At 64.2% G+C, this 20,436-nt stretch carries 17 protein-coding genes; 16 read left to right on the top strand and 1 reads right to left on the bottom strand.

The window, feature by feature from the left end:
* Window positions 1-115: 115 nt before the first annotated feature.
* From JEQ47_RS03405 to JEQ47_RS03470, 14 genes are all read left to right on the top strand, one after another.
* Complete coding sequence (locus tag JEQ47_RS03405) at window positions 116-1,279, top strand: FtsW/RodA/SpoVE family cell cycle protein (protein ID WP_328768066.1); 1,164 nt, start codon at window positions 116-118, stop codon at window positions 1,277-1,279.
* Entirely contained in the window at window positions 1,276-2,394 is a 1,119-nt protein-coding gene (gene murG, locus JEQ47_RS03410; protein ID WP_198874981.1) for an undecaprenyldiphospho-muramoylpentapeptide beta-N-acetylglucosaminyltransferase, read from the top strand. The genes JEQ47_RS03405 and murG overlap by 4 nt, the downstream gene beginning before the upstream one ends.
* Window positions 2,391-3,809: a UDP-N-acetylmuramate--L-alanine ligase gene (gene murC, locus JEQ47_RS03415; protein WP_198874982.1), complete on the top strand. Its 1,419-nt coding sequence runs from the start codon at window positions 2,391-2,393 to the stop codon at window positions 3,807-3,809. Before murG ends, murC begins: the two co-directional genes overlap by 4 nt.
* Window positions 3,806-4,726: a D-alanine--D-alanine ligase gene (locus JEQ47_RS03420; RefSeq protein ID WP_198874983.1), complete on the top strand. Its 921-nt coding sequence runs from the start codon at window positions 3,806-3,808 to the stop codon at window positions 4,724-4,726. Before murC ends, JEQ47_RS03420 begins: the two co-directional genes overlap by 4 nt.
* Window positions 4,714-5,601, top strand: coding sequence for a cell division protein FtsQ/DivIB (locus JEQ47_RS03425; protein WP_198874984.1), 888 nt, complete (start codon window positions 4,714-4,716; stop codon window positions 5,599-5,601). Before JEQ47_RS03420 ends, JEQ47_RS03425 begins: the two co-directional genes overlap by 13 nt.
* Complete coding sequence (gene ftsA, locus JEQ47_RS03430) at window positions 5,598-6,911, top strand: cell division protein FtsA (protein ID WP_198874985.1); 1,314 nt, start codon at window positions 5,598-5,600, stop codon at window positions 6,909-6,911. Before JEQ47_RS03425 ends, ftsA begins: the two co-directional genes overlap by 4 nt.
* Before the next feature lie 267 nt (window positions 6,912-7,178).
* A complete protein-coding gene (gene ftsZ / locus JEQ47_RS03435) occupies window positions 7,179-8,846 on the top strand; it encodes a cell division protein FtsZ (protein WP_198874986.1) in 1,668 nt (555 codons plus the stop codon).
* 108 nt (window positions 8,847-8,954) lie between these two features.
* Window positions 8,955-9,911, top strand: coding sequence for a UDP-3-O-acyl-N-acetylglucosamine deacetylase (lpxC, locus tag JEQ47_RS03440; RefSeq protein ID WP_198874987.1), 957 nt, complete (start codon window positions 8,955-8,957; stop codon window positions 9,909-9,911).
* Between the two features lie 93 nt (window positions 9,912-10,004).
* A complete protein-coding gene (locus JEQ47_RS03445) occupies window positions 10,005-10,841 on the top strand; it encodes an outer membrane protein assembly factor BamD (RefSeq protein ID WP_198874988.1) in 837 nt (278 codons plus the stop codon).
* 172 nt (window positions 10,842-11,013) lie between these two features.
* Window positions 11,014-12,684: a DNA repair protein RecN gene (gene recN, locus JEQ47_RS03450; protein ID WP_198874989.1), complete on the top strand. Its 1,671-nt coding sequence runs from the start codon at window positions 11,014-11,016 to the stop codon at window positions 12,682-12,684.
* A 166-nt stretch (window positions 12,685-12,850) separates the two neighbouring features.
* Window positions 12,851-15,067, top strand: coding sequence for an NAD-dependent DNA ligase LigA (ligA, locus tag JEQ47_RS03455; RefSeq protein ID WP_198874990.1), 2,217 nt, complete (start codon window positions 12,851-12,853; stop codon window positions 15,065-15,067).
* Between the two features lie 16 nt (window positions 15,068-15,083).
* The gene (locus JEQ47_RS03460; protein WP_198874991.1) at window positions 15,084-16,370 is read left to right on the top strand and encodes a hypothetical protein; all 1,287 of its coding nucleotides are present in this window, start codon (window positions 15,084-15,086) and stop codon (window positions 16,368-16,370) included.
* Window positions 16,370-16,885: a hypothetical protein gene (locus JEQ47_RS03465; protein WP_198874992.1), complete on the top strand. Its 516-nt coding sequence runs from the start codon at window positions 16,370-16,372 to the stop codon at window positions 16,883-16,885. The genes JEQ47_RS03460 and JEQ47_RS03465 overlap by 1 nt, the downstream gene beginning before the upstream one ends.
* A 99-nt stretch (window positions 16,886-16,984) precedes the next feature.
* Window positions 16,985-17,854 (top strand): hypothetical protein, encoded by an 870-nt coding sequence (locus JEQ47_RS03470; RefSeq protein WP_198874993.1) that lies wholly within the window; start codon window positions 16,985-16,987, stop codon window positions 17,852-17,854.
* Window positions 17,855-17,954: 100 nt separating this feature from the next.
* On the opposite strand, the gene JEQ47_RS03475 is transcribed toward JEQ47_RS03470, so the two are convergent.
* Window positions 17,955-19,772, bottom strand: a complete 1,818-nt coding sequence (locus JEQ47_RS03475) for an aminopeptidase P family protein (protein WP_198874994.1) — start codon at window positions 19,770-19,772, stop codon at window positions 17,955-17,957.
* Between the two features lie 121 nt (window positions 19,773-19,893).
* On the opposite strand from JEQ47_RS03475, the gene JEQ47_RS20900 reads away from it, so the two are divergent.
* Both JEQ47_RS20900 and JEQ47_RS20905 read left to right on the top strand, forming a co-directional pair.
* A complete protein-coding gene (locus tag JEQ47_RS20900; RefSeq protein WP_268905698.1) occupies window positions 19,894-20,028 on the top strand; it encodes a hypothetical protein in 135 nt (44 codons plus the stop codon).
* 118 nt (window positions 20,029-20,146) lie between these two features.
* The gene (locus JEQ47_RS20905) at window positions 20,147-20,278 is read left to right on the top strand and encodes a hypothetical protein (RefSeq protein WP_268905699.1); all 132 of its coding nucleotides are present in this window, start codon (window positions 20,147-20,149) and stop codon (window positions 20,276-20,278) included.
* Window positions 20,279-20,436 lie beyond the last annotated feature (158 nt).

Consider the following 20,436-nt stretch of genomic DNA (forward strand, 5'->3'; position numbering starts at 1 on the left):
GCCGGGGCCCTTCGTTTGCGCCGGATTCGCAAAACGCAATCGCCTTGGCAAATCGGTAACCAAAGCGGCGCTAGTATCGCGGTCTGTTTCGTCCCGCGTACCTGGTCTGCCTCCCATGATGTTTTCCCGCGCCGAAAAAACCCCGCTGGCCGAGTGGTGGTGGTCGATCGACCGCGAACTGCTGGTAGCGCTCATCATGCTGCTGACCTGCGGCATGGTGCTCAGTTTCGGTGCCAGCCCGGCCGTGGCCGAACGCATTGGCCTCGACGAATGGTACTTCGTGCTCAGGCACGCCATGTTCTGCCTCCTGGCCGTGCCCGTCATGCTGGTGACGTCGCTTTTGAGCCACCGTCAGGTGCGCTTTGTCGCCCTGGCGGCGCTCGTCGTCATGACGATCCTGCTCTGGGCGACACTGCATTTCGGCAGCGAGATCAAGGGCGCGCGGCGCTGGATTTCCATCTTCGGTCAATCCGTGCAGCCCACCGAGTTCGTCAAGCCGGCCTTCGCCGTCATCGGCGCGTGGCTCTTTTCGGAGTTCATGATCCACCGCAATGTGCCGGGCCGTACCCTGGCGACGCTGCTGATGCTGACCATCGTGGGGGCGCTGCTGTTGCAGCCGGACCTCGGGCAGACGGCTCTGGTCATGGCCACCTGGGCGGTACTGCTGTTCTTTTCGGGCATTTCCTGGTGGATCATCATTGGCCTTGGCGGCGCGGCCGGCGGGCTCCTGGTCGGCGCCTATACGATGTTCCCGCACTTTGCCGACCGCATCGACTCCTTCATCAATCCGGAAGACGGCAATTCCTACCAGATCGACCGGGCGCTTCAGTCGCTCATGGAAGGCGGCTGGTTCGGTCGCGGCCCGGGTGAAGCGGTCGCCAACAAGCTTATTCCCGACGCCCATGCCGACTTCGTGTTCTCGGCTGCCGCCGGTGAATTCGGCATTCTGTTCTGCATGGGCCTGGTCTGCCTCATCGGCTTCATCGCCATTCGCGCGCTGCTCGCCGCCCAGCGGCAGTCGAGCCTGTTCGCGCGCCTCGCCGCCTCGACCATTGCCGTGCAGTTCGCCATGCAGTCGGGCATCAACCTGGCGGTGAACCTCAATCTGATGCCCGCCAAGGGCATGACGCTGCCTTTCGTTTCCTATGGCGGCACGTCCATGATCGCCGTGGCCTTCGGCATGGGCCTGATGCTGGCGCTGACCCGGGTCAAGCCGGAGGAACGCATGGTCACCGGGCTTCCCACCTACCGCAGTGCCGTGGTAGCCCCCGCCGAATGAAAACCTTCGTCCTTATTGCTGGCGGCACCGGCGGTCACCTGTTTCCGGCCATGGCGCTGGCGCAGGAACTGATCCGGCGCGGCCATGCGGTCGAACTGATGACCGACCATCGCGTGGAGCACTACGGCGCCGAGTTTCCGGCCCGTCAGATCCACATCATTCCCGCCGCCACGCCTACAGGCGCCAATCCGCTCAAGATGGCGGGCGCTGGTGTCACCATTCTCCGTGGCATCCACACGGCCTGGCGCAAGCTGCGCAAGGTGCGGCCCGATGCGGTCGTGGGCTTTGGCGGCTATCCGACATTTCCGCCGTTCATCGCGGCCAACCTGCTCGGCATACCCGGTATCCTGCACGAGCAGAATGCGGTCATGGGCCGGGCCAACCGGGCGCTGGCCCGCTTCGCCGATATCCTGGCGATGAGCTTTCCCGAAACCCGCTTCGCCGACCAGCGGCACCTCGAAAAGGTGCTCACCGGCAATCCGGTCCGCGATCGCGTGCGCCCACTCGTCGGCAAGCCCTATCCGGCGCTCGAAGCCAACGGGCCGCTCCGGCTCGTCGTGACCGGCGGCAGCCAGGGTGCACGGGCGCTGTCCGATATCGTGCCGGCGGCCATTGCGCTGCTTCCCGATGGATTGCGCAGCCGCCTGCAGATCGTGCAGCAGGCGCGGCGCGAGGATATCGACCGGGTGACCGAGAGCTATCGCCAGTCGCGCACCAGCGTCGAGTTGGCGGCCTTCATTCCCGATCTGCCCGAGCGGATTGCCGACGCGCATCTGGTGATCTGCCGGGCAGGGGCCTCGACCGTGGCCGAACTGTGCGTCATCGGCCGGCCCGCCATTCTGGTGCCGCTGCCGGGTTCGATCGACAGCGACCAGAAGTATAACGGCCTCTTCATGCAGGAGGGCGGCGGCGGCTGGGTGGCCGAGCAGGCCACGCTTTCACCGCAATCGCTTGCCACTCGACTTCACGAGCTGTTGACCGATCCGGCCCAGCTCATCAACGCCGCCGCTGCCGCTCAGACGCTGGGCCAGCCCCGGGCCGTCGAAAAGCTGGCGGACCTGGCTGAAATGCTGGCCGGCAAGCATACCCAGATCCAAGGGAGTTCCAGACCATGAAGATGCCCCGCAATATCGGGCCGGTCCATTTCATCGGCATTGGCGGCATCGGCATGAGCGGCATTGCCGAAATCCTGCACAACCAGGGTTATGTGGTGCAGGGGTCCGACGCGGCGCTCAATCCCAATGTGCAGCGCCTGCGCGACATGGGCATCACCGTCGAGATCGGCCAGAGCGGCGATAATCTCGGCAAGGCCGAAGTGGTCGTCGTCTCCTCGGCCATCAAGAAGGACAATCCGGAGCTGATGGCGGCGCGGGCCCGCGCCCTGCCGGTGGTCCGCCGCGCCGAAATGCTGGCCGAGATCATGCGCTTCAAGACCGCCATCGCCATTGGCGGCACGCATGGCAAGACCACGACGACGACGCTTGTCGCGACGCTGCTCGATGCGGGTAATCTCGACCCCACCGTCATCAATGGCGGCATCATCAATGCCTATGGCACCAATGCGCGCCTGGGTGGCGGCGAGTGGATGGTGGTGGAGGCCGATGAGAGCGACGGCACCTTCGTCAAGCTCCCGGCCGATGTGGCCGTAATCACCAATATCGACCCCGAGCATCTCGACCACTATGGCGATTTCGAAGGGGTAAAGAAGGCCTTCCACCAGTTCGTCGAAAACGTGCCCTTCTACGGCTTTGCGGTGATGTGCCTCGATCATCCCGTCGTGCAGTCGCTGGTGGGTGACATCCGCGATCGCCGCGTCATCACCTATGGCCGTAATCCGCAGGCCGATGTGCGCCTCGTGGAGCTCGAAAATCGCGGCGGCGTGCAGCATTTCTCGGTCGAGATCCGCGACCGTATCCGCCAGACGCAGCTCCGGATCGACGGGCTCGAACTGCCGATGCCCGGCATTCACAATGCGCTCAATGCCTTGGCCGCCATCGCGGTGGCCGACCAATTGCACGTGCCCGCCGAAGCCATTCGCAAGGGGCTGCGTGGCTTTACCGGGGTCAAGCGCCGCTTCACCAAGACCGGCGAAGTCGCCGGTGTCACTGTAATCGACGACTATGGCCACCATCCGGTGGAAATCGCCGCCGTGCTCAAGGCCGCACGCCAGTCGGCCAAGCGCGACGTGGTCGCCGTGGTGCAACCGCACCGCTATAGCCGCGTCCACGACCTGTTCGACGATTTCGCCGCCTGCTTCAACGATGCCGACACCGTCATCGTCGCGCCCATCTATGCCGCCGGCGAGCAGCCGCTGCCCGGGGTGACGCACGAGGAACTGGTCAACCGCATCCGCGCCCGCGGTCACCGCGACGCCCGGGTCATCGACCGCCCAGAAGCGCTCGCGCCGCTGCTCGCCTCACGCGTGGGCGAAGGCGACTATGTCGTTTGCCTCGGCGCCGGCAACATCACCCAATGGGCCGCCGCCCTGCCGGGCGAGCTGGAAGCCCTGATCGGCGAGGGCGGCAAATGACCAAGCACGTCGCCGTCCTCATGGGTGGGCTCTCCAATGAGCGACCGGTCTCGCTCAGCACCGGCAAGGGTTGTGCGGAAGCCCTGCGCCGGGCCGGCTATCGCGTGACCGAAATCGACGTCGGCTACGATATTGCCGAGCGCCTGCGCGACGTCGCGCCGGATGTGGCATTCAACGCGCTGCACGGGCGCTATGGCGAGGACGGCACCATCCAGGGCGTGCTGGAATTCCTGCGCATTCCCTATACCCATTCGGGCGTGCTCGCCTCGGGCCTGGCCATGGACAAGCACCAGGCCAAGATCATGCTCAAGGCTGCCGGCATTCCGGTGACCGACCATGTCATCGCCAGCCGGGCCGAGGTCGGGCGTGCGCATGTCCTGCCGCCGCCCTATGTGGTCAAGCCGATTGCTGATGGTTCGAGCTTCGGCGTCATCATCGTCAAGGCCGGTCAGTCCCATCCGCCGCAGGAAATCCTCGGCGAGGAGTGGAATGGCGGCGAAGAGCTGATGGTCGAGCGCTATATTCCGGGCCGCGAGCTGACCTGTGCCGTCATGGGCGATGTGGCCCTGCCGGTCACCGAGATCGTCACCGATCTCAGCTTCTACAACTACGAAGCCAAGTATGCGGCAGGTGGATCACGTCACATCCTCCCAGCCGAGGTTAAACCTAAAATTTACGACAAAGTGCAAAAGCTTAGCCTGGCTGCGCATGCGGCTCTCGGCTGCCGGGGCATTACGCGGACGGACTTCCGCTACAATGACGCGGTGGGCGAGGATGGCGAGCTGGTCTGTCTGGAAATCAATACCCAGCCAGGCATGACGCCGACCTCGCTGGCGCCAGAGCAGGCCGCCCATGTGGGCCACAGTTTTGAAGATCTGGTCTCCTGGATGGTGGAGGACGCGAGTTGCAACAGGTAAAGAGCGAGACCTTTCTCGCCGGGGCGCGGTTGGTGGACCCCCGCGCGCTGCCTGTTCCGACCCGCACGCCGCGTCAGAAACTCGCCAACCGCTTCAACCGTGCCTTCGTGCTGCATGGCGGGCTGATCCGCCGAGGGGTCATGATCGCCGCGCTGCTGGCCGGCTGCGTCGCCCTCTATCAGGTCCGCGAGCCGATCGGGATGCTGGCCAACACGGTCGTCGGCCTGGCGCAGGGCCATTCCGCGCAGGCGGGCCTCGCCATCGGCGAGATCGTCATCTCTGGCCAGACTCTCACCAGCGAGCAGCAGATTTTCGATGCGCTGGGCATCCAGCCGCACACTTCGACGCTGGGTTTTGACGTGGAAGCGGCCCGGCAGCGCATTGCCGAATTGCCGGCCGTGGAAACCGTCACCGTACGCAAGACCTATCCGGGCGACGTCGCTGTAGTGATCACCGAGAAGGAACCGGTGGCGCGCTGGGCCGTGGATGGCATCACCTTCCTCATCGATGGCCGGGGCGACCAGATCGGCGAGGCGCAGGGCGCCTATCAGGAATTGCCGCTGGTGATCGGCGATGGCGCGGCCGACGACGCGCTGGTGATGATCCGGGCGCTCAACGGGTTTCCGCTGTTGCAGGAAGGGCTCGTGGCCCTGTCGCGCATCGCCGACCGTCGCTGGGATCTCATCTACGACACCGGCCTCAGGGTGCAACTGCCCGAACAGGGCGTGTCCCAGGCCATGACCCGCCTCGTGACCTATCAGAACGATTACCAGCTTCTCGACCGCGACGTGTCCATCATCGATCTTCGGATCGACAACATCGTTGCCGTTCGCCCTAACAAGCCCGCCGAAGACACCGAAGACTCTGAATCATGATGACCGATGCGATGACCTCCCGGCTGCGGCCGGTTCAGCCGGGCAAGACCACGCTGGTGGCAGTGCTTGATATCGGCTCCACCAAGATCTGCTGCGTCATCGCGCGTCTCAGCCCGCGCCCCGAGGGCAGGGCGCTCAAGGGGCGGACGCACCAGGCCGAGGTCATCGGCTTTGGCTACGGCCCGTCCTCCGGGGTCAAGAGCGGCGTCGTCACTGATATCGAAAAAGCCGAGCATGCCATCCGCAATGTCGTGGGCATGGCCGAGCGTGCCGCCGGGCTGACACTTGAATCCGTGCTGGTTAATGTCACGGCCGGCCGGCTGGGTTCGGAAACCTTTTCGGCCGCGGTGTCGCTTGACGGCCAGGAAGTGGAAAAGGCAGACATTTCTCGCGTCCTCAAGGCGGTCAACGCCCGCTCGGTGCGCCCCGAGCGGTCCATCATCCACGCCCTGCCGATCGGCTATGCGCTCGATGGTCAGAAGGGCATTCGCGATCCCAAGGGCATGGTCGGCGAAAAGCTCGGCGTCGATGTCGCCGTGGTTTCGGCCGAGACGCTGGCCATGCGCAATCTCGAACTGGTGCTGCATCGCTGCCACCTGCAGATCGAGGCGTTGGTCGCCACCCCTTATGCCTCGGGCCTCGCGACCCTGGTCGACGACGAAGCCCAGCTCGGCGTCGCGTGTATCGACTTCGGCGGCGCGACCACGACAGTCTCGGTCTTCAATGACGGCCATATGGTCTATGCCGACGCCATCGCCATTGGCGGCCATCACCTGACCCTCGACATTGCCCGCCAGCTTTCCGTCAGCGTTGCCGATGCCGAGCGCCTGAAGACCCTCCATGGCTCGGTGCTGCCCGGCCAGGCGGACGAGCGCGAGATGATTGCCATCCAGCCCGTTGGCGCATCGCATGACGAGGCGCCGGGCCAGATCCCGCGCGCCGTACTCACCCGCATCATGCGCCCGCGCATCGAGGAAATCCTCACCGCCATCCGCGACCGCATGCAGGCCACCGGCATGATGGATGTTTGCGGCCGCCGTTTCGTCTTGACCGGTGGCGCGAGCGAAATGACCGGCCTGCCGGAAGTCGCGCGTCGCACGCTTGCCCGCAATGTTCGCAACGGCCGCCCGATGGGCATTTCCGGTCTGCCCGAGATCGCCAAGAGCGCCGCCTTCGCCACCATGGCCGGCATGCTGGTCTATCCGCAGGTCTGCTCGCAGGAATATGCCGAGCCCCGCGGTTCGCGCAAACTCACCGGTACAGACGGCTATATTGCCCGCGTCGGCAACTGGCTGCGCACCAGCTTCTAGGCAGGCGCGCATGGGCGAGTTTGCTCCAACAGCGCCATGATCACATTTAACGTCGCTGATCACGCGATGTGCCGTCCGGGCTGCCTGGCCCGGATGTCACATCCGTCCCAGCATGCCTGGAGTTTTGGCGTGGTTAACGCCTCGTGAATGCGTAACGCCGCCGTGTCGCAATTTGCGCGGAAGTTAACGCGATCGATGCACTTGTTAGGCTGGAGTTAACGAATTGGCGGGTAAATCTTAACCAACCACGCCACTATGGGGCCACCTATGACCATCAATCTCACCATTCCAGACATCCAGGAACTGAAGCCCCGCATCACCGTGTTCGGTGCCGGTGGCGCCGGCGGCAACGCCGTGAACAACATGATCGAGTCCGGCCTGGATGGCGTCGACTTCGTCGTTGCCAATACCGACGCGCAGGCCCTGGCGCTTTCCAAGGCGCAGCGCATCATTCAGCTCGGCGTCGGCGTTACCGAAGGTCTCGGCGCTGGTTCGCACCCGGAAGTGGGTCGTGCGGCAGCGGAAGAAAGCTGGGATGAGATCAACGATCACCTCTCCGGCTCGCATATGGTATTCATCACCGCCGGCATGGGTGGCGGTACCGGTACCGGTGCGGCTCCGGTGATCGCCCGCGCGGCGCGCGAGCAGGGCATCCTGACGGTTGGCGTGGTCACCAAGCCGTTCAATTTCGAAGGCAATCGCCGTGCACGTCTGGCTGAGGACGGCATCGACGAGCTGCATCGCCATGTCGATACGCTGATCGTCATCCCCAACCAGAACCTGTTCCGCGTCGCCAACGAGAAGACCACCTTCGCCGATGCCTTCGCCATGGCCGACCAGGTGCTGTTCTCCGGCGTCGCCTGCATCACCGACCTGATGGTCAAGGAAGGCCTGATCAATCTCGACTTCGCCGACGTGCGCGCTGTGATGCGCGGCATGGGCAAGGCGATGATGGGTACCGGCGAAGCTTCGGGCGAGGATCGTGCCCGTCACGCCGCCGAAGCCGCCATTGCCAATCCGCTGCTGGACGACGTCTCGATGCACGGGGCTCGCGGCCTGCTGATTTCCATTACCGGCGGTCCGGACCTCACCCTTTACGAAGTCGACGAAGCGGCCAGCCGCATCCGCGAGGAAGTGGACGCCGACGCCAACATCATTCTCGGCGCCACCTACGATCCGAACCTCAACGGCACCATCCGCGTGTCCGTCGTGGCCACCGGCACTGATGCGACCATGGTCCAGGCCATGGAGCCGCCCAAGCCTAACGCGTCGCGCACCCCCCTTTCGGTCAAGCGTCACGTGCCGGCCGAGCGCTCGGTAATTCCTCAGGCTGTGGCTACTCCCGCTGTTGCCGAATTCGAGGTCGAAGAGATCGAGCATCAGGTCGAGGCCGCCGTGGCTGAAGCCTTCGCCTCGCATCAGACCGCTCCGTCCTATGCCCACGAAGACGACGGTATCCTGGTCGAGCCCTATGTCCCGGCTGCGGAATCACTGGCCGAGCCCGAAGACGTTCCGGTTGCTCACGAGCAGCCGATTCCCAGCGTCTACGTGCCCTCGCACGCCGCTCGCCCGGAAGGGCAGCGCCGCATGCCTCGCACCGAGGAGCTTCCGGTTGTTGCGCGCCGGACACAGGAGGCGCAGGAACGTCATCAGGACGAGCCGCGCAATGCCCGTGCGCTGTTCAAGCGTCTGGCCTCCAATGTGGGCCTGAACCTTGGTCAGCAGCAGGCCGAGACCCGTGCCGAACCGAAGTCGGAAATGGCTGACGATGCCGCTGCCCGCAGTGCCATTGAGGCAGGCGGCGCAAGGACTTCCCGCGTGGCTCCGGCCAGCGAGGGTGCCCGCGGCCAGCTCGACAATCAGGGTCGTGCCCCGGCCGCGCCCGCCCAGAAGGATCACCTCGAAATTCCGGCCTTCCTGCGCAAGCACGGCTAATCGGGCGTGGATTGTACCCAAAAGCTCACTCGGTGCGGCTTCCGCACCGAGTTTTTTTTGGCTAACAGTTCACAAGAGTGAGAAATCACCGGTGGAGCAATTCCAGGCATGAACAAACTATCCACGCGCCAGCGCACGCTTGCCGGCGAAGTCAGCTTCGCGGGCTATGGCGTTCATGGGGCGCAGCCTGTGACCCTGACGATGGGCCCTGCGGCCCCCGACAGCGGCTACATGATCCGGCGCGATCTGGGCAATGGCAACTTCACCAAGCCGGTGCAGCTTCATCATTCGCGCGTGACGCGCACGACCCTGTGCACGACTCTCGACCTGGGCGACAGCATCAGCGTGGCGACGGTCGAGCATGTCGCTTCGGCCCTCTCGGGCATGGGCGTCGACAATGCCCTCATCACCCTCGATGGCCCGGAATGCCCGATCATGGATGGTTCGGCGCATCCGTTTGCCTCTGCGATTCTGCGTGTGGGTCTGGAAATTCAGCCCGCGCAGAAGAAATTCCTCAAGGTGGTCCGCGCTGTTACCGTGCGCAACAACGACGCCTTTGCCGCGCTTGAACCCTATAATGGCCGTGCCCTCGATCTCGAGATCGACTTCGACTCCAAGGTCATCGGCCGTCAGCGCATGATTTTCGATTGGACGCCGCGCCGCTATTACGAAGACGTGGCCCAGGCCCGCACCTTCGGCTTCGTTCGCGATGCAAAGATCCTGCGCCAGGCCGGGTATGCGCTGGGCTCCAGCCTCGACAATTCGATCACCCTGCACGAGGACCGCGTCCTCAATCCGGGTGGCCTGCGTTACGAAGACGAATTCGTTCGTCACAAGCTGCTCGACGCGATCGGTGACCTGTCGCTGGGCGGACTCGCCATCTGGGGCAAGTTCCGCTCCTACAAGGGCGGGCACGCGCTCAATGCGCATGTTCTGGCCTCGCTCTTTTCCAGCGAAGCCAATTATGAAATAGTCGGCGCAGAAGACCTGCCGCTGGAATTCGAGAGTTTCGAAGATCAGCCGGATGGTCTGGAAGTCCACCACTACTTGCGGTCCGTTCGCTGACGGGGCCCAGTGCTCCTCCGCCGCGCCACAGTTTTGATCCATTTGCCAAATAGGCCCGCAGACCTATTGCGGTATGATTTTACGGGGCAGTTCGTGAAGCTTGACGTCTTGAGCCAGTTTTCCAGCCGGGCTGCCCGGATCGTTGCCATCGGGCTTGTTGCTGCAGCGCTTGCCGGCTGCAGCATGTTCGGTCCGCCCAAGATCAAGGAAGAGCCGATCGTGCCGGCCCAGACGCTCTATCAGGGCGCGCTGGATGACATGGATCGCCAGTACTACCAGACCGCGATCACCAAGCTCGAAAAGCTCGAGCGCCAGCACCCGCGCGATCCGTTGTCCGAGAAGGGCAAGCTGATGCAGGTCTATGCGAACTATCGCATCGGCCAGTTCGACGAGGCCATTCTGGCCGCCGACCGCTATCTCGCGCTTTATCCGCAGAATTCGGAAGTTCCCTATGTGCTCTGGCTCAAGGGCACGTCCTACTTCGCGCAGATCAAGGACATCACCCGCGATCAGCAGCTTTCGCGTGATGCCATCGACACCTACAACCTGCTGATCAGCAATTATCCCCAGTCCGAGCACGCCGCGGACGCCAAGGAAAAGCTGCTTACCGCCTATGACCAACTCGCCGGCAAGGAAATGTCCGTCGGCCGCTACTACCAGGGCAATGGCCAGTATGCCGCCGCCATCAACCGCTTCCGCGAAGTGGTGGAACGCTGGCAGACCTCGACCCATATCGAAGAGGCGCTCTATCGCCTGACCGAGACCTATCTGCTGCTCGGCCTCACCAACGAAGCCATGTCGGCCGCCGCTGTCCTCGGTCACAATTATCCGGCCAGCGACTGGTACAAGCGCGCCTTCGAAACTTTGGGCAAGCAGGGCCTTGCTCCGCAGCTCAACTCGGGGAGCTGGCTGGCGTCCCACCGCACCTGAGGGCGGTCGCCGCAATATCGATGTTGCTATTTTGTTCCGGGGCGCTATCATGCGTCCCGGTTTCGTTTGTGCGGGCCTAAACTGTGGAAGCGGCCGGCATGGACCAGCCAGCCACGGCAGGCAGTGCTACAAGCGGAACTGAACAGTGGGGTCGCCACGGGAATTTCGCGCAATGCTCACCGCGCTATCAGTCCGCAATATCGTCCTCATCGACCAGCTCGACCTGGCGCTTGATTCCGGCATGACCGTGCTCACGGGCGAGACCGGCGCCGGCAAGTCTATCCTTCTCGATGCCCTGACACTTGCGTTGGGTGGCCGAGGCGACGCCTCGCTGGTGCGACAGAGGCAGGAGAGCGGGCAGGTAGTGGCTGTGCTCGAGCTGTCAGCCGACCACCCGGCGCGGGCCCTCTTGCGCGACAATGCCATTGCCGACGACGAGGACGTCATCCTGCGCCGCGTACAGTTCGCCGACGGGCGTACCCGGGCCTTCATCAACGACCAGCCGGTCTCTGCCTCGATGCTGCAGAAGGTGGGTGGGCAGATCGTCGAAATTCATGGCCAGCACGACGACCGCGCCCTGGTCGATGTCGCTACCCATCGTGCTGCACTCGATGCCTTCGGCGAGCTGGCGGTCGAGGCCAATGCCGTGCGCGAATGCTGGGCGCGGCTGGCGGAGGCGCAGCAGGGCGTCGCCGAGCAGCGGGCACAGGTGGTCGCTGCGCTGGCTGCCGAGGACTATGCGCGCCACACGGTGGAGGAACTGGGCAAGCTCAAGCCAGTAGTGGGCGAGGAGGACGAACTGGCGGAGCGCCGGCAGCAATTGCAGCAGGCGGAAAAAGCTTCATCCGACGTGGTCGAGATCGACGAGATCCTCAATGGGCCCAATGCGCCCACACCGGCCCTCGCTTCCCTGATGCGCCGGCTGATGCGCAAGATCGACGGTGGCGCAAACCTGTTCCAGCCTATTGTCGATGCGCTCGACGCATCGCTCGCCACGCTCGATCGTACCACCGACGCGCTGGACGAATTGAAGCGCGAAATGGCTTTCGATCCGGGTGAGCTGGAAGCGGTCGAGGAGCGGCTGTTCGCGTTGCGCGCCGCCGCCCGCAAGCACCAGACCACACCGGACGAGCTGGTCGCAGTGCTGGACAAGTATCAGTGCGATCTCGATACCCTGCAGAGCGGGGAAAGCCGCCTCAAGGCGCTGGAGGCCGAAGAAGCCACGGCCCGCGCGCGCTATCGCGAAGCCGCGGATATTCTCAGCACCGGCCGCAAACAGGCTGCCAAGGCGCTGAGCGCGGCTGTCGAGGCCGAATTGCCCGATCTGAAGCTAGGCGCCGCAAAGTTCATCGTCGATCACGAGGTGAATGCCGACCGCGTTGCCGCTACGGGTTTTGACCAGATCGCCTTCCATGTGCAGACCAATCCGGGCACCGCCGCCGGTCCGCTGCTGAAGGTCGCATCGGGTGGCGAGTTGAGCCGCTTCCTCCTTGCCCTCAAGGTGGTGCTGGCCGATCGCGGTTCGGCACCGGTGCTGGTGTTCGACGAAATCGACACTGGCGTTGGTGGAGCCGTGGCCGATGCCATCGGCCGGCGGCTGGCGCGTCTCGCCTCGACCGTACAGGTGCTCACTGTCACCCACGCGCCGCAGGTGGCTGCTCGCGCCAACCGGCACCTGCTCATCGAAAAGCAGATGGTGGAGGAGGGGGCCTTCATGCGCACCCATGTCCGCCCGCTCGACAAGCCGGCCCGCCAGGAGGAAGTCGCCCGCATGCTGGCCGGCGCCGAAATCACCAACGAAGCCCGCGCTGCTGCCAGGAAATTGCTCAACGCGGTGGGATGAGATCCCGGGTTTCCCCCTCTCCCCTTGCGGGAGAGGGTGCCCGAGGGGCGGGTGAGGGGTTGCCTTGATCGCTCCGATAGACCAACCATCGCTTACCCCTCATCCGGCGCTACGCGCCACCTTCCCCCGCAAGGGGAGAAGGAAAGGCCGTTGATTGAGTATCCCCATGTCCGACCTCCCCCTCAAAGACGTTTCCGATCTCAGCGAAGACGAGGCCCGCGGCGAGCTAGAGCAGCTTGCTGCCGCGATTGCCGCGGCCGACCAGGCTTATCACCAGAACGATGCGCCCGAGATCACCGATGCCGAATACGATGCCCTGCGCATCCGCAATGCCGAGATCGAGGGTGCCTTTCCCGAGCTGGTTCGGTCCGATACGCCCACCGGCAAGGTCGGGGCAGCGCCCGCCGAGGGCTTTTCCAAGGTGCGCCATGCCGTGCCGATGCTCAGCCTCGCCAAGGCGTATACCGATGAGGACGTGGCCGATTTCATCGAGCGCGGCCGGCGCTTCTTCCAAAAGGACGAGGGCCTCGAAATCGCCTTCACCGCCGAGCCCAAGATCGACGGTCTGTCCGCCTCGCTGCGCTACGAGAACGGCGTTTTCGTGCAGGGCGCGACGCGTGGCGACGGTTCGGTGGGCGAGGACATAACGGCCAACCTCAGGACCATTGCTGATATCCCGCACAAGCTGAAAGGCTCGGGCTGGCCCGAAACCATCGAAATCCGTGGCGAGGTCTACATGACCTATGCCGAATTTCAGGCGCTCAAGGAGCGCTCCGCCGCGGTGGGCGGGCAGGACTATGTCAATCCGCGCAATACTGCTGCGGGCTCGCTGCGCCAGAAGGACCCGTCCGTCACCGCGAGCCGCAACCTCAAGTTCTTCGCCTATGCCTGGGGCTTTACCACTGCCGATCCGGCGCCAACCCAGTTTGAGGCCGTGCAGAAATTCAAGGATTGGGGCTTTGCCATTTCCCCGCTGATGGAGCGGGCGAAGTCGGTCGAGGAGTTGATCGCCCACTACCACCGGATAGAGGAGCAGCGCTCCTCGCTCGGCTACGACATCGACGGCGTCGTCTACAAGGTCGATCAGCTCGAGCTGCAGCGCCGATGGGGTTTCGTCACGGGCGAGCCGCGCTGGGCGGTGGCCCACAAGTTCCCGGCGGAACAGGCGACGACGCGCGTGCGCGATATCGAAATTCAGGTCGGCCGCACCGGCACGCTGGCGCCTGTCGCGCGGCTCGACCCGGTCAGCGTCGGCGGTGTCACCGTGGTCAATGTCACGCTCCACAACGAGGACTACATTGCCGGGCGCGACAGCAACGGCCTGCCCATCCGCGAGGGCAAGGATATCCGCATCGGTGACACGGTGACCATCCAGCGTGCCGGCGACGTCATCCCGCAGATCGTCGACGTGCTGCTCGACAAGCGCCCGGCCGATGCCTCGCCCTACGAAATGCCCCATACCTGTCCGGTCTGCGGGTCGCCCGCCGTGCGTGAGCTCAACGAGAAGACCGGCAAGGAAGATTCGCGCCGCCGCTGCACCGGCGAGCTGGTCTGCCCGGCCCAGGCGATGGAGAGCCTCAAGCATTTCGTGTCGCGCGGCGCGCTCGACATCGAGGGGCTGGGCGCTGAAAATATCGAGCTCTTCTTCAGCAAGGGCCTGGTCAAGACCCACGCCGACATCTTCCGGCTCAAGCACCGCCGCGCGGATGTGCAGCAGGCCCTTGCCGAGCGCCGCGAGGAGCAGGCGCGCGCCCGCGAGGCCGCATCGGGCAAGGCCCGCAAGAATGTGCGCTCGGTCGAGGATCGCAACTATGAGGGTCTCGACAAGCTCTTTGCGGCCATCGACGCGCGGCGCGATCCCGAACTCGACCGCTTCATCTTCGCCCTGGGCATCCGCCATATCGGCGAGACGACTGCGGCCGTGCTGGCCCGCACCTTCTCCACCATCGGCGAATTGCGCGCCAAGGGCATTGAGGCGGCAGCGGCCGGTGGAGGTCTCCACGACGTGTTTCCCTCGGTCAATGGCCTGGGCGACACAGTGTGGGAAGCGCTGCGCGACTTCTTCGACAATGAACGCAATGTCGAAGCCTTCGACCAGTTGCTCACCGAGGTGACGCCAAAGGACTACGTCGTCACGATTTCCGCCGACAGCAAGGTGGCCGGAAAGACGGTGGTGTTCACCGGCACGCTCGAAAAAATGTCACGATCCGAAGCCAAGGCTATGGCCGAACGGCTCGGGGCGAAGGTCGCTGGGTCCGTTTCGGCGAAAACCGATATCCTGGTGGCCGGGCCCGGCGCAGGCTCGAAGCTCAAGACGGCACAGGAGCATGGTGTCGAAGTCATCACCGAGGACGAATGGTTCGAGCGCGTCGGCAAGTCGTAAACCCGGGGAGTGGGACATGAAGCAGTGGATGGTGGCTCTGGCCGCAATGCTGGCGGCCGGTTCGGCCCAGGCTGGCGAAAGCGGCGACCAACTGGCGCAGAGCCTTTACGACGGCACGCTGCGCACGCTTGCCGAGGGGGCCATTGCGCCATGCCAGGCCGGCGAGGGTGACGCCTGCTTCGTGCTCGGGCTCGATGGTATCGTCACCGCTTATGAAACGCTGGCGCAAGGCTTTTATCGCCATGGTGCGGTGACGCCTGACACGCCGGCGGCCGCGATGCTGCTCGGCATGGGCTCCGATACCCCATCGGCACCCGCCAATCCCGTTCCGGAACCTCTGAGTTACGAGCAGTTCGTCGAACTGCTCGACGGCTTCGTCGCCACGCTCGATGTCGCGGCCGGCCATATGCGCCAGGCCGGTGAGGGCAGCGCCTTCGTCATCCCGATCGATCCGCTCCGGGTACGGATCGACCTCAATGGGGACGGCGAGCGTGACGAGGGTGAAACGCTGGCCATTCTTCTCGTGGGCCTGGGCGAATTCTCCGAGATCCCGACGCCCGATGCGGTGCCGCAATCGAGCAAGAGCAAGTCCAAGGGCGTTGAACCGATCCCGCCCGACGCCACGGTCGGCTTCGACAATGCCGATGCGATCTGGTTCGCCGGCTATGCCAATGTCACCGCGGCGCCGGTGGACCTGACGCTGGCCCACGATTTCTCCGACTTCTTCGCCGCTTATATGCATCGCATCTTCCCTGAGGCCGGCCTGCCCATGCAGGATTACGCGCGGGGCGGTACAGTGATGATGGATCCCGACAGCGATGCCTTCGTCGCCGATCTCATCGCCGCCATCCATACGGCCGAATTCCCGGTCACCGACCAGGCGCGCCTAGCCGGTGTCCTGGAGCGGCTTCGGTCCATCACGACGCTTTCCCGCCAGCACTGGGAAATGATCCTCGCCGAGACCGACGACGACAGGGAGCTGGTGCCGTCGCCCAGCCAGACATCGCTCGTGCCGGGCCGGGAGATTACCCAGGAGGTGGTCGGTGCGTGGCTGGCAACGCTTGACCAGGTTGACCTGATCCTCGACGGCGAGCTGCTGCTGCCGCATTGGCGCTTCGACCAGGGCTTCAATCTCAAGACTTATTTCGAGACCGCGACCGAGACGGACCTCGTCATGCTCTTTACCGGCCACGACGCTCTGCCCTATCTCGATGACGGCCCGGTCGCCGATGCCGCCGACTTTGCCGAACTCAACCGTGTCATGGGCGACGACTGGCCCTTCTTCGCAATCTGGTTCAATTGATGCGCAAAACGCTCGCTCTGCTGCTGCTCCCGTTCCTTGCCACGCCTGCGCTGGCGGACCCGATCCCGACCTTTCATAGTCCCGAGGCGCTGCTCGACGGCGTCTACGGGCAGATCGAGGCCTCGCTCGATTGGGAGAATTATGATTGGGAATCATCCTTCTCCGAGCATGAGGCATTCTCCGCCCGGCTGACCTCGCTGCTCGAAGAGGCCAATGAAAAGTTCTACGCGGCCGGTGACGAAATCGGCGCGCTCGACTTTTCGGTCTTCAGCTACTCTCAGGATCCGGGCGGCATGGAGTTCACCTTCAGCGACGCCAAGACCAAGGGTGACCGGTCGATCATTACCGTCGATATCGCGCTCGAGGGCAAAGCCTGGCACAGCCTGACCTTTTTCCTGGTCGATGAGGGGGCCGCCGGCTGGAAGGTCGATGACGTGCTGTTCCCGCCCTTCGAGGAAGATGCGGGCGAGCCCTGGAAGCTCTCCGAATATCTCGCCGATCCGGACCTGCCCTGAGCCTCCTGCCAGAGCCTTTGTCCCGCACGCATAGCGCTGGGCGCGGGACCGCCCGCCGCGGCAGGTCTATCACCGATCCGTCCATATCGGGAGGGATCCATGCGCTTCTGGCTCTTTGTACCAGGTCTCACACTCGCCCTCTCGGGCATGGCCCATGGTCAGACCGACCATTTCGCGGGCAATGACCGGGTGAGCCTTCACGTGCAGATCACGCTCGATGGCAGCGATCGCAAGGACCTGCCCAATGGCGTCGAATGGTTTGCCATCACGGCGCATCGCGAGCTCGACCTTACCTATTCGCTGGTGGATGTCGGCATGGATGGCGTGCCCATCGTCGGTGGCGTGCGCGAGGGCGCGGTCTCGGACGAGATGAAGGACCTCGAAGCCAGCCTTGCCGAATGCGGCGAGAACCAGATTTGCCTCGCGGGCGTGATGATGCAGTTCGCCCAGAGCGGGCAGGGCGGCACCAACCCATTCGAGGCCATGACCGGCATGCAGCCGGGCCGCTATCGCAATTTCGCCGGGGATCGCGCCGGCACTTGCGCCGAGGGCAGGGTGGTGGTGTCAGACGTTCTGGAAGGCGTCGTCATTCCGCCGCCCAATCCTGCCGTCGCCTACAATTTTACCCGCAAAGGCCAGCTCGACCTGCCGCAATCGGATGCCTCGATGGCCGACGGTATCTGCGGAGCGGAAGTGACGCTGGATGTGGCCACCGGTGCGGTCAGCCTGCGCCTGCCGCTCGGCGCCATCACCGTGCCAGTGACCATGGGACCGGGTGCGTTTACCCATGAAAGCGGCGTCGCTTTCGCCGAAGGCAATGCAACGGTGGAACTGCTCGACCAGGCGAGTTCAGGCACTGGCGCCTTTTCGGGTGAGACACCGATCAGGATAGGCTCGGCGTCACACAATTCCGGCCAGGTGGGGGCCGGTCTTTCCGGCCGGCTGCACTGGAGCCTGGTGGTCGAGTAGCGGTTCGCGGCGCCAAACCTTAGCGCGTCATCCCGGCCTTGAGCCGGGGTGACAATCGAGTGGGTGAAAGGTTCAGTTCGACATTAAGGCTCCCACAACTCTAAATCGCGGCCGTCGCCGCCTTCAGCCAATCCTTGACCTCGCCCGTTACGCGCGGCCCGATCTCGGCCCATACCTTTGCGTGGAAGGCGTTGAGCCAGTCCGTTTCCGCGGCGGTCAGCAGGCTCCGGTCGATCAGTCTGACATCGATGGGCGCCAGGGTGATGGTCTCGAAATCGAGATAGCCGGGATAGGCCTCGGCCTCCCGGACCACTATCAGGTTCTCGATGCGGATGCCGTATTCACCGGTCTTGTAATAGCCCGGCTCGTTGGAGAGCACATTACCGGCCTCGAGCGGCGTATGGTAGCGCGACGAGATGCCCACCGGACCCTCGTGCACACCGAGGAAGTGGCCGACACCATGGCCGGTGCCGTGATTGTAGGTGACGCCATCCTGCCACAGGAACTGCCGCGCCAGCACGTCGATCTGCGCGCCCGACGTACCCTTGGGAAAGCGCGCCATGGAAATGGCGATCATGCCCTTGAGAACGCGGGTATAGCGGTCCTTCTGCTCGGCCGTCGCCGAACCGGTAAACAGCGTGCGGGTAATGTCAGTGGTGCCCGAAAGGTATTGCGCGCCCGAATCCACCAGCATGATTTCGCCCGCCTTGAGCGTGCGGTCGGTCTTGGTGGTCACGCGGTAATGGACGATGGCGCCATTGGGTCCGGCGCCGGAAATAGTGTCGAAGCTGGCATCGACGCAGGTCTCGTCTTCCCGCCGGAAGCTCTCGAGCGCGGTGACGATGCCGATCTCGGTCAAGTGGCCCTTGGGTGCTTCCTGGTCGAACCAGTGCAGGAATTTTGCCAGCGCCACGCCGTCCTGCCTGTGGGCTTCGCGCATGCCTGAAAGTTCGACCTCGTTCTTGATCGATTTCGGACCCAGCACCGGATCGCGCTTTTCGATGATTTTCGCGCCTGCCTTGCCCAGCGTATCGGCCACGGCAATCGGCGCGGTCTGCGGGTCCACCAGCACAGCCTTGCCGCCCAGCCCCGCCAGGGCGTCGCCCAACGATGTCGCCTCGGCCACGGATGCAATCCCGTCCAGCGCGCGGGTCAACTCCGGAGTGATCTTGGCCTTGTCGAGGTAGAGCGTGGGCAGCCCGGCAGCGGGGACGATGGCAAAGCCTAGCACGAAAGGCGTATTGGGCACGTCGCGGCCGCGCATGTTGAGCAGCCAGCAGATGCTCTCGGGGAGGGTGAGCACCACCGCATCTGCCGCATCGGCCGCCAGCGTCTTCTGCAGGTCGGCAATCTTGTCGGCAGCCGATTTGCCGGCACGATTGTGCCCCAGGAATTCGATGGAGCTCACCGGCGCATGGGGACGATCCGTCCAGATGGCGTCAACCAGATTGGCATGCGGCACCACCTCGGCATGGCCAGCCAGCTTCTGCGTCACGTCGCGTACTTCGCCCGGTGTGTGCAGCCAGGGGTCGTAGGTCAGCTTGCCGCCCTTGCCGACATAGAGCCGGATATCGTCGTTGACGCCACCCTGGCCGGTTTCATGGACGGTGACCAGGGTGGTGTCGGTCTGCGCCGGCGCCTGCAGGGTGTAGCGGCTGTCGACGAAAAGCCCCGCTTTGTCCCTGCCCACCACGGCCAGGCCCGCCGAGCCGGTAAAGCCGGTGATATAGGCAAGCCGCGCTTCGCTCGCCGGCACCGACTCGCCGCGATGCGCATCCGCCCGCGGGATCAGCACGGCGTCGATACCCGCTTTTTGCATGGCTGCCCTCAGCGATGCGAGGCGTGGCGCCACGTTGCTGGGGTCTGACTTCTCCGAAAAGCTTTGAAAAACAGCGGGTTCAAAAGTCTTCTTGGTCATTGGCTGTCCTGGGCGCTGCCGATCGTGCAATGCAAATCCGGCATGGCTGTTCTGAGGTCTTGTCTCTGGTTCGGCGCTCTGCTGCGCCTATCTTAGGGGCAGAAAACAGGAGACAGATGAAATGAGCAAGCAGAACAACAACCTCTTCCAGCGTGCCTTCGACGCCATCATTGAAGGCCGCACCCGCCAGGCACAGCGCTATGTCGCTCAGTACGAGCGCGACCACGCCGCTGCCCGCAAGGTAAACGAGCGTTAAGCCTGCCTTGCAGGAACGGCATGGCTGGTCTGCCGGCGAAGGGCTAACAGGCCTAACGCGAACAGCCTAGATAGGCACTGTCGGATGGCAATAGAGCATCCGGCGCATGGAGTAGAAGATGACTGAGAGCAAGAATGGTTTCCGCAGCGCTTTGGGTGGTCTGATCGACGCTCGTGGCCGCGAAGCCTCCCGCCAGGTCAGCTACCGCATGCAGCATCAGTTGATCGGCGCGGTCACCAAGCGCCCGTAAGGCTGCCGCTGTAACAAAGCTGACGATCAAACCCGATCCCCGAAGCCTGCTTCGGGGATTTCTTTTTGTGCGCGGACGCACCAACCAGCACGCTCCGCCTTCGGGCTTGACCCGAGGGCCGTTCTTCCCCGGGCGCGATGTGCATGTTGAAACTGGTC

Source organism: Devosia sediminis (assembly GCF_016411825.1).
In the GTDB taxonomy this organism is placed as follows: domain Bacteria; phylum Pseudomonadota; class Alphaproteobacteria; order Rhizobiales; family Devosiaceae; genus Devosia; species Devosia sediminis.

Coding starts and splice junctions, on each gene's coding strand:
- JEQ47_RS03465 (WP_198874992.1), top strand. CDS start 16,370: ATGCGCAAAACGCTCGCTCTGCTGCTGCTCCCGTTCCTTGCCACGCCT.
- JEQ47_RS03475 (WP_198874994.1), bottom strand. CDS start 19,772: ATGACCAAGAAGACTTTTGAACCCGCTGTTTTTCAAAGCTTTTCGGAG.
- ftsZ (WP_198874986.1), top strand. CDS start 7,179: ATGACCATCAATCTCACCATTCCAGACATCCAGGAACTGAAGCCCCGC.
- murC (WP_198874982.1), top strand. CDS start 2,391: ATGAAGATGCCCCGCAATATCGGGCCGGTCCATTTCATCGGCATTGGC.
- recN (WP_198874989.1), top strand. CDS start 11,014: ATGCTCACCGCGCTATCAGTCCGCAATATCGTCCTCATCGACCAGCTC.
- JEQ47_RS20905 (WP_268905699.1), top strand. CDS start 20,147: ATGACTGAGAGCAAGAATGGTTTCCGCAGCGCTTTGGGTGGTCTGATC.
- JEQ47_RS03420 (WP_198874983.1), top strand. CDS start 3,806: ATGACCAAGCACGTCGCCGTCCTCATGGGTGGGCTCTCCAATGAGCGA.
- JEQ47_RS20900 (WP_268905698.1), top strand. CDS start 19,894: ATGAGCAAGCAGAACAACAACCTCTTCCAGCGTGCCTTCGACGCCATC.
- JEQ47_RS03460 (WP_198874991.1), top strand. CDS start 15,084: ATGAAGCAGTGGATGGTGGCTCTGGCCGCAATGCTGGCGGCCGGTTCG.
- ligA (WP_198874990.1), top strand. CDS start 12,851: ATGTCCGACCTCCCCCTCAAAGACGTTTCCGATCTCAGCGAAGACGAG.
- JEQ47_RS03405 (WP_328768066.1), top strand. CDS start 116: ATGATGTTTTCCCGCGCCGAAAAAACCCCGCTGGCCGAGTGGTGGTGG.
- murG (WP_198874981.1), top strand. CDS start 1,276: ATGAAAACCTTCGTCCTTATTGCTGGCGGCACCGGCGGTCACCTGTTT.
- JEQ47_RS03470 (WP_198874993.1), top strand. CDS start 16,985: ATGCGCTTCTGGCTCTTTGTACCAGGTCTCACACTCGCCCTCTCGGGC.
- ftsA (WP_198874985.1), top strand. CDS start 5,598: ATGATGACCGATGCGATGACCTCCCGGCTGCGGCCGGTTCAGCCGGGC.
- lpxC (WP_198874987.1), top strand. CDS start 8,955: ATGAACAAACTATCCACGCGCCAGCGCACGCTTGCCGGCGAAGTCAGC.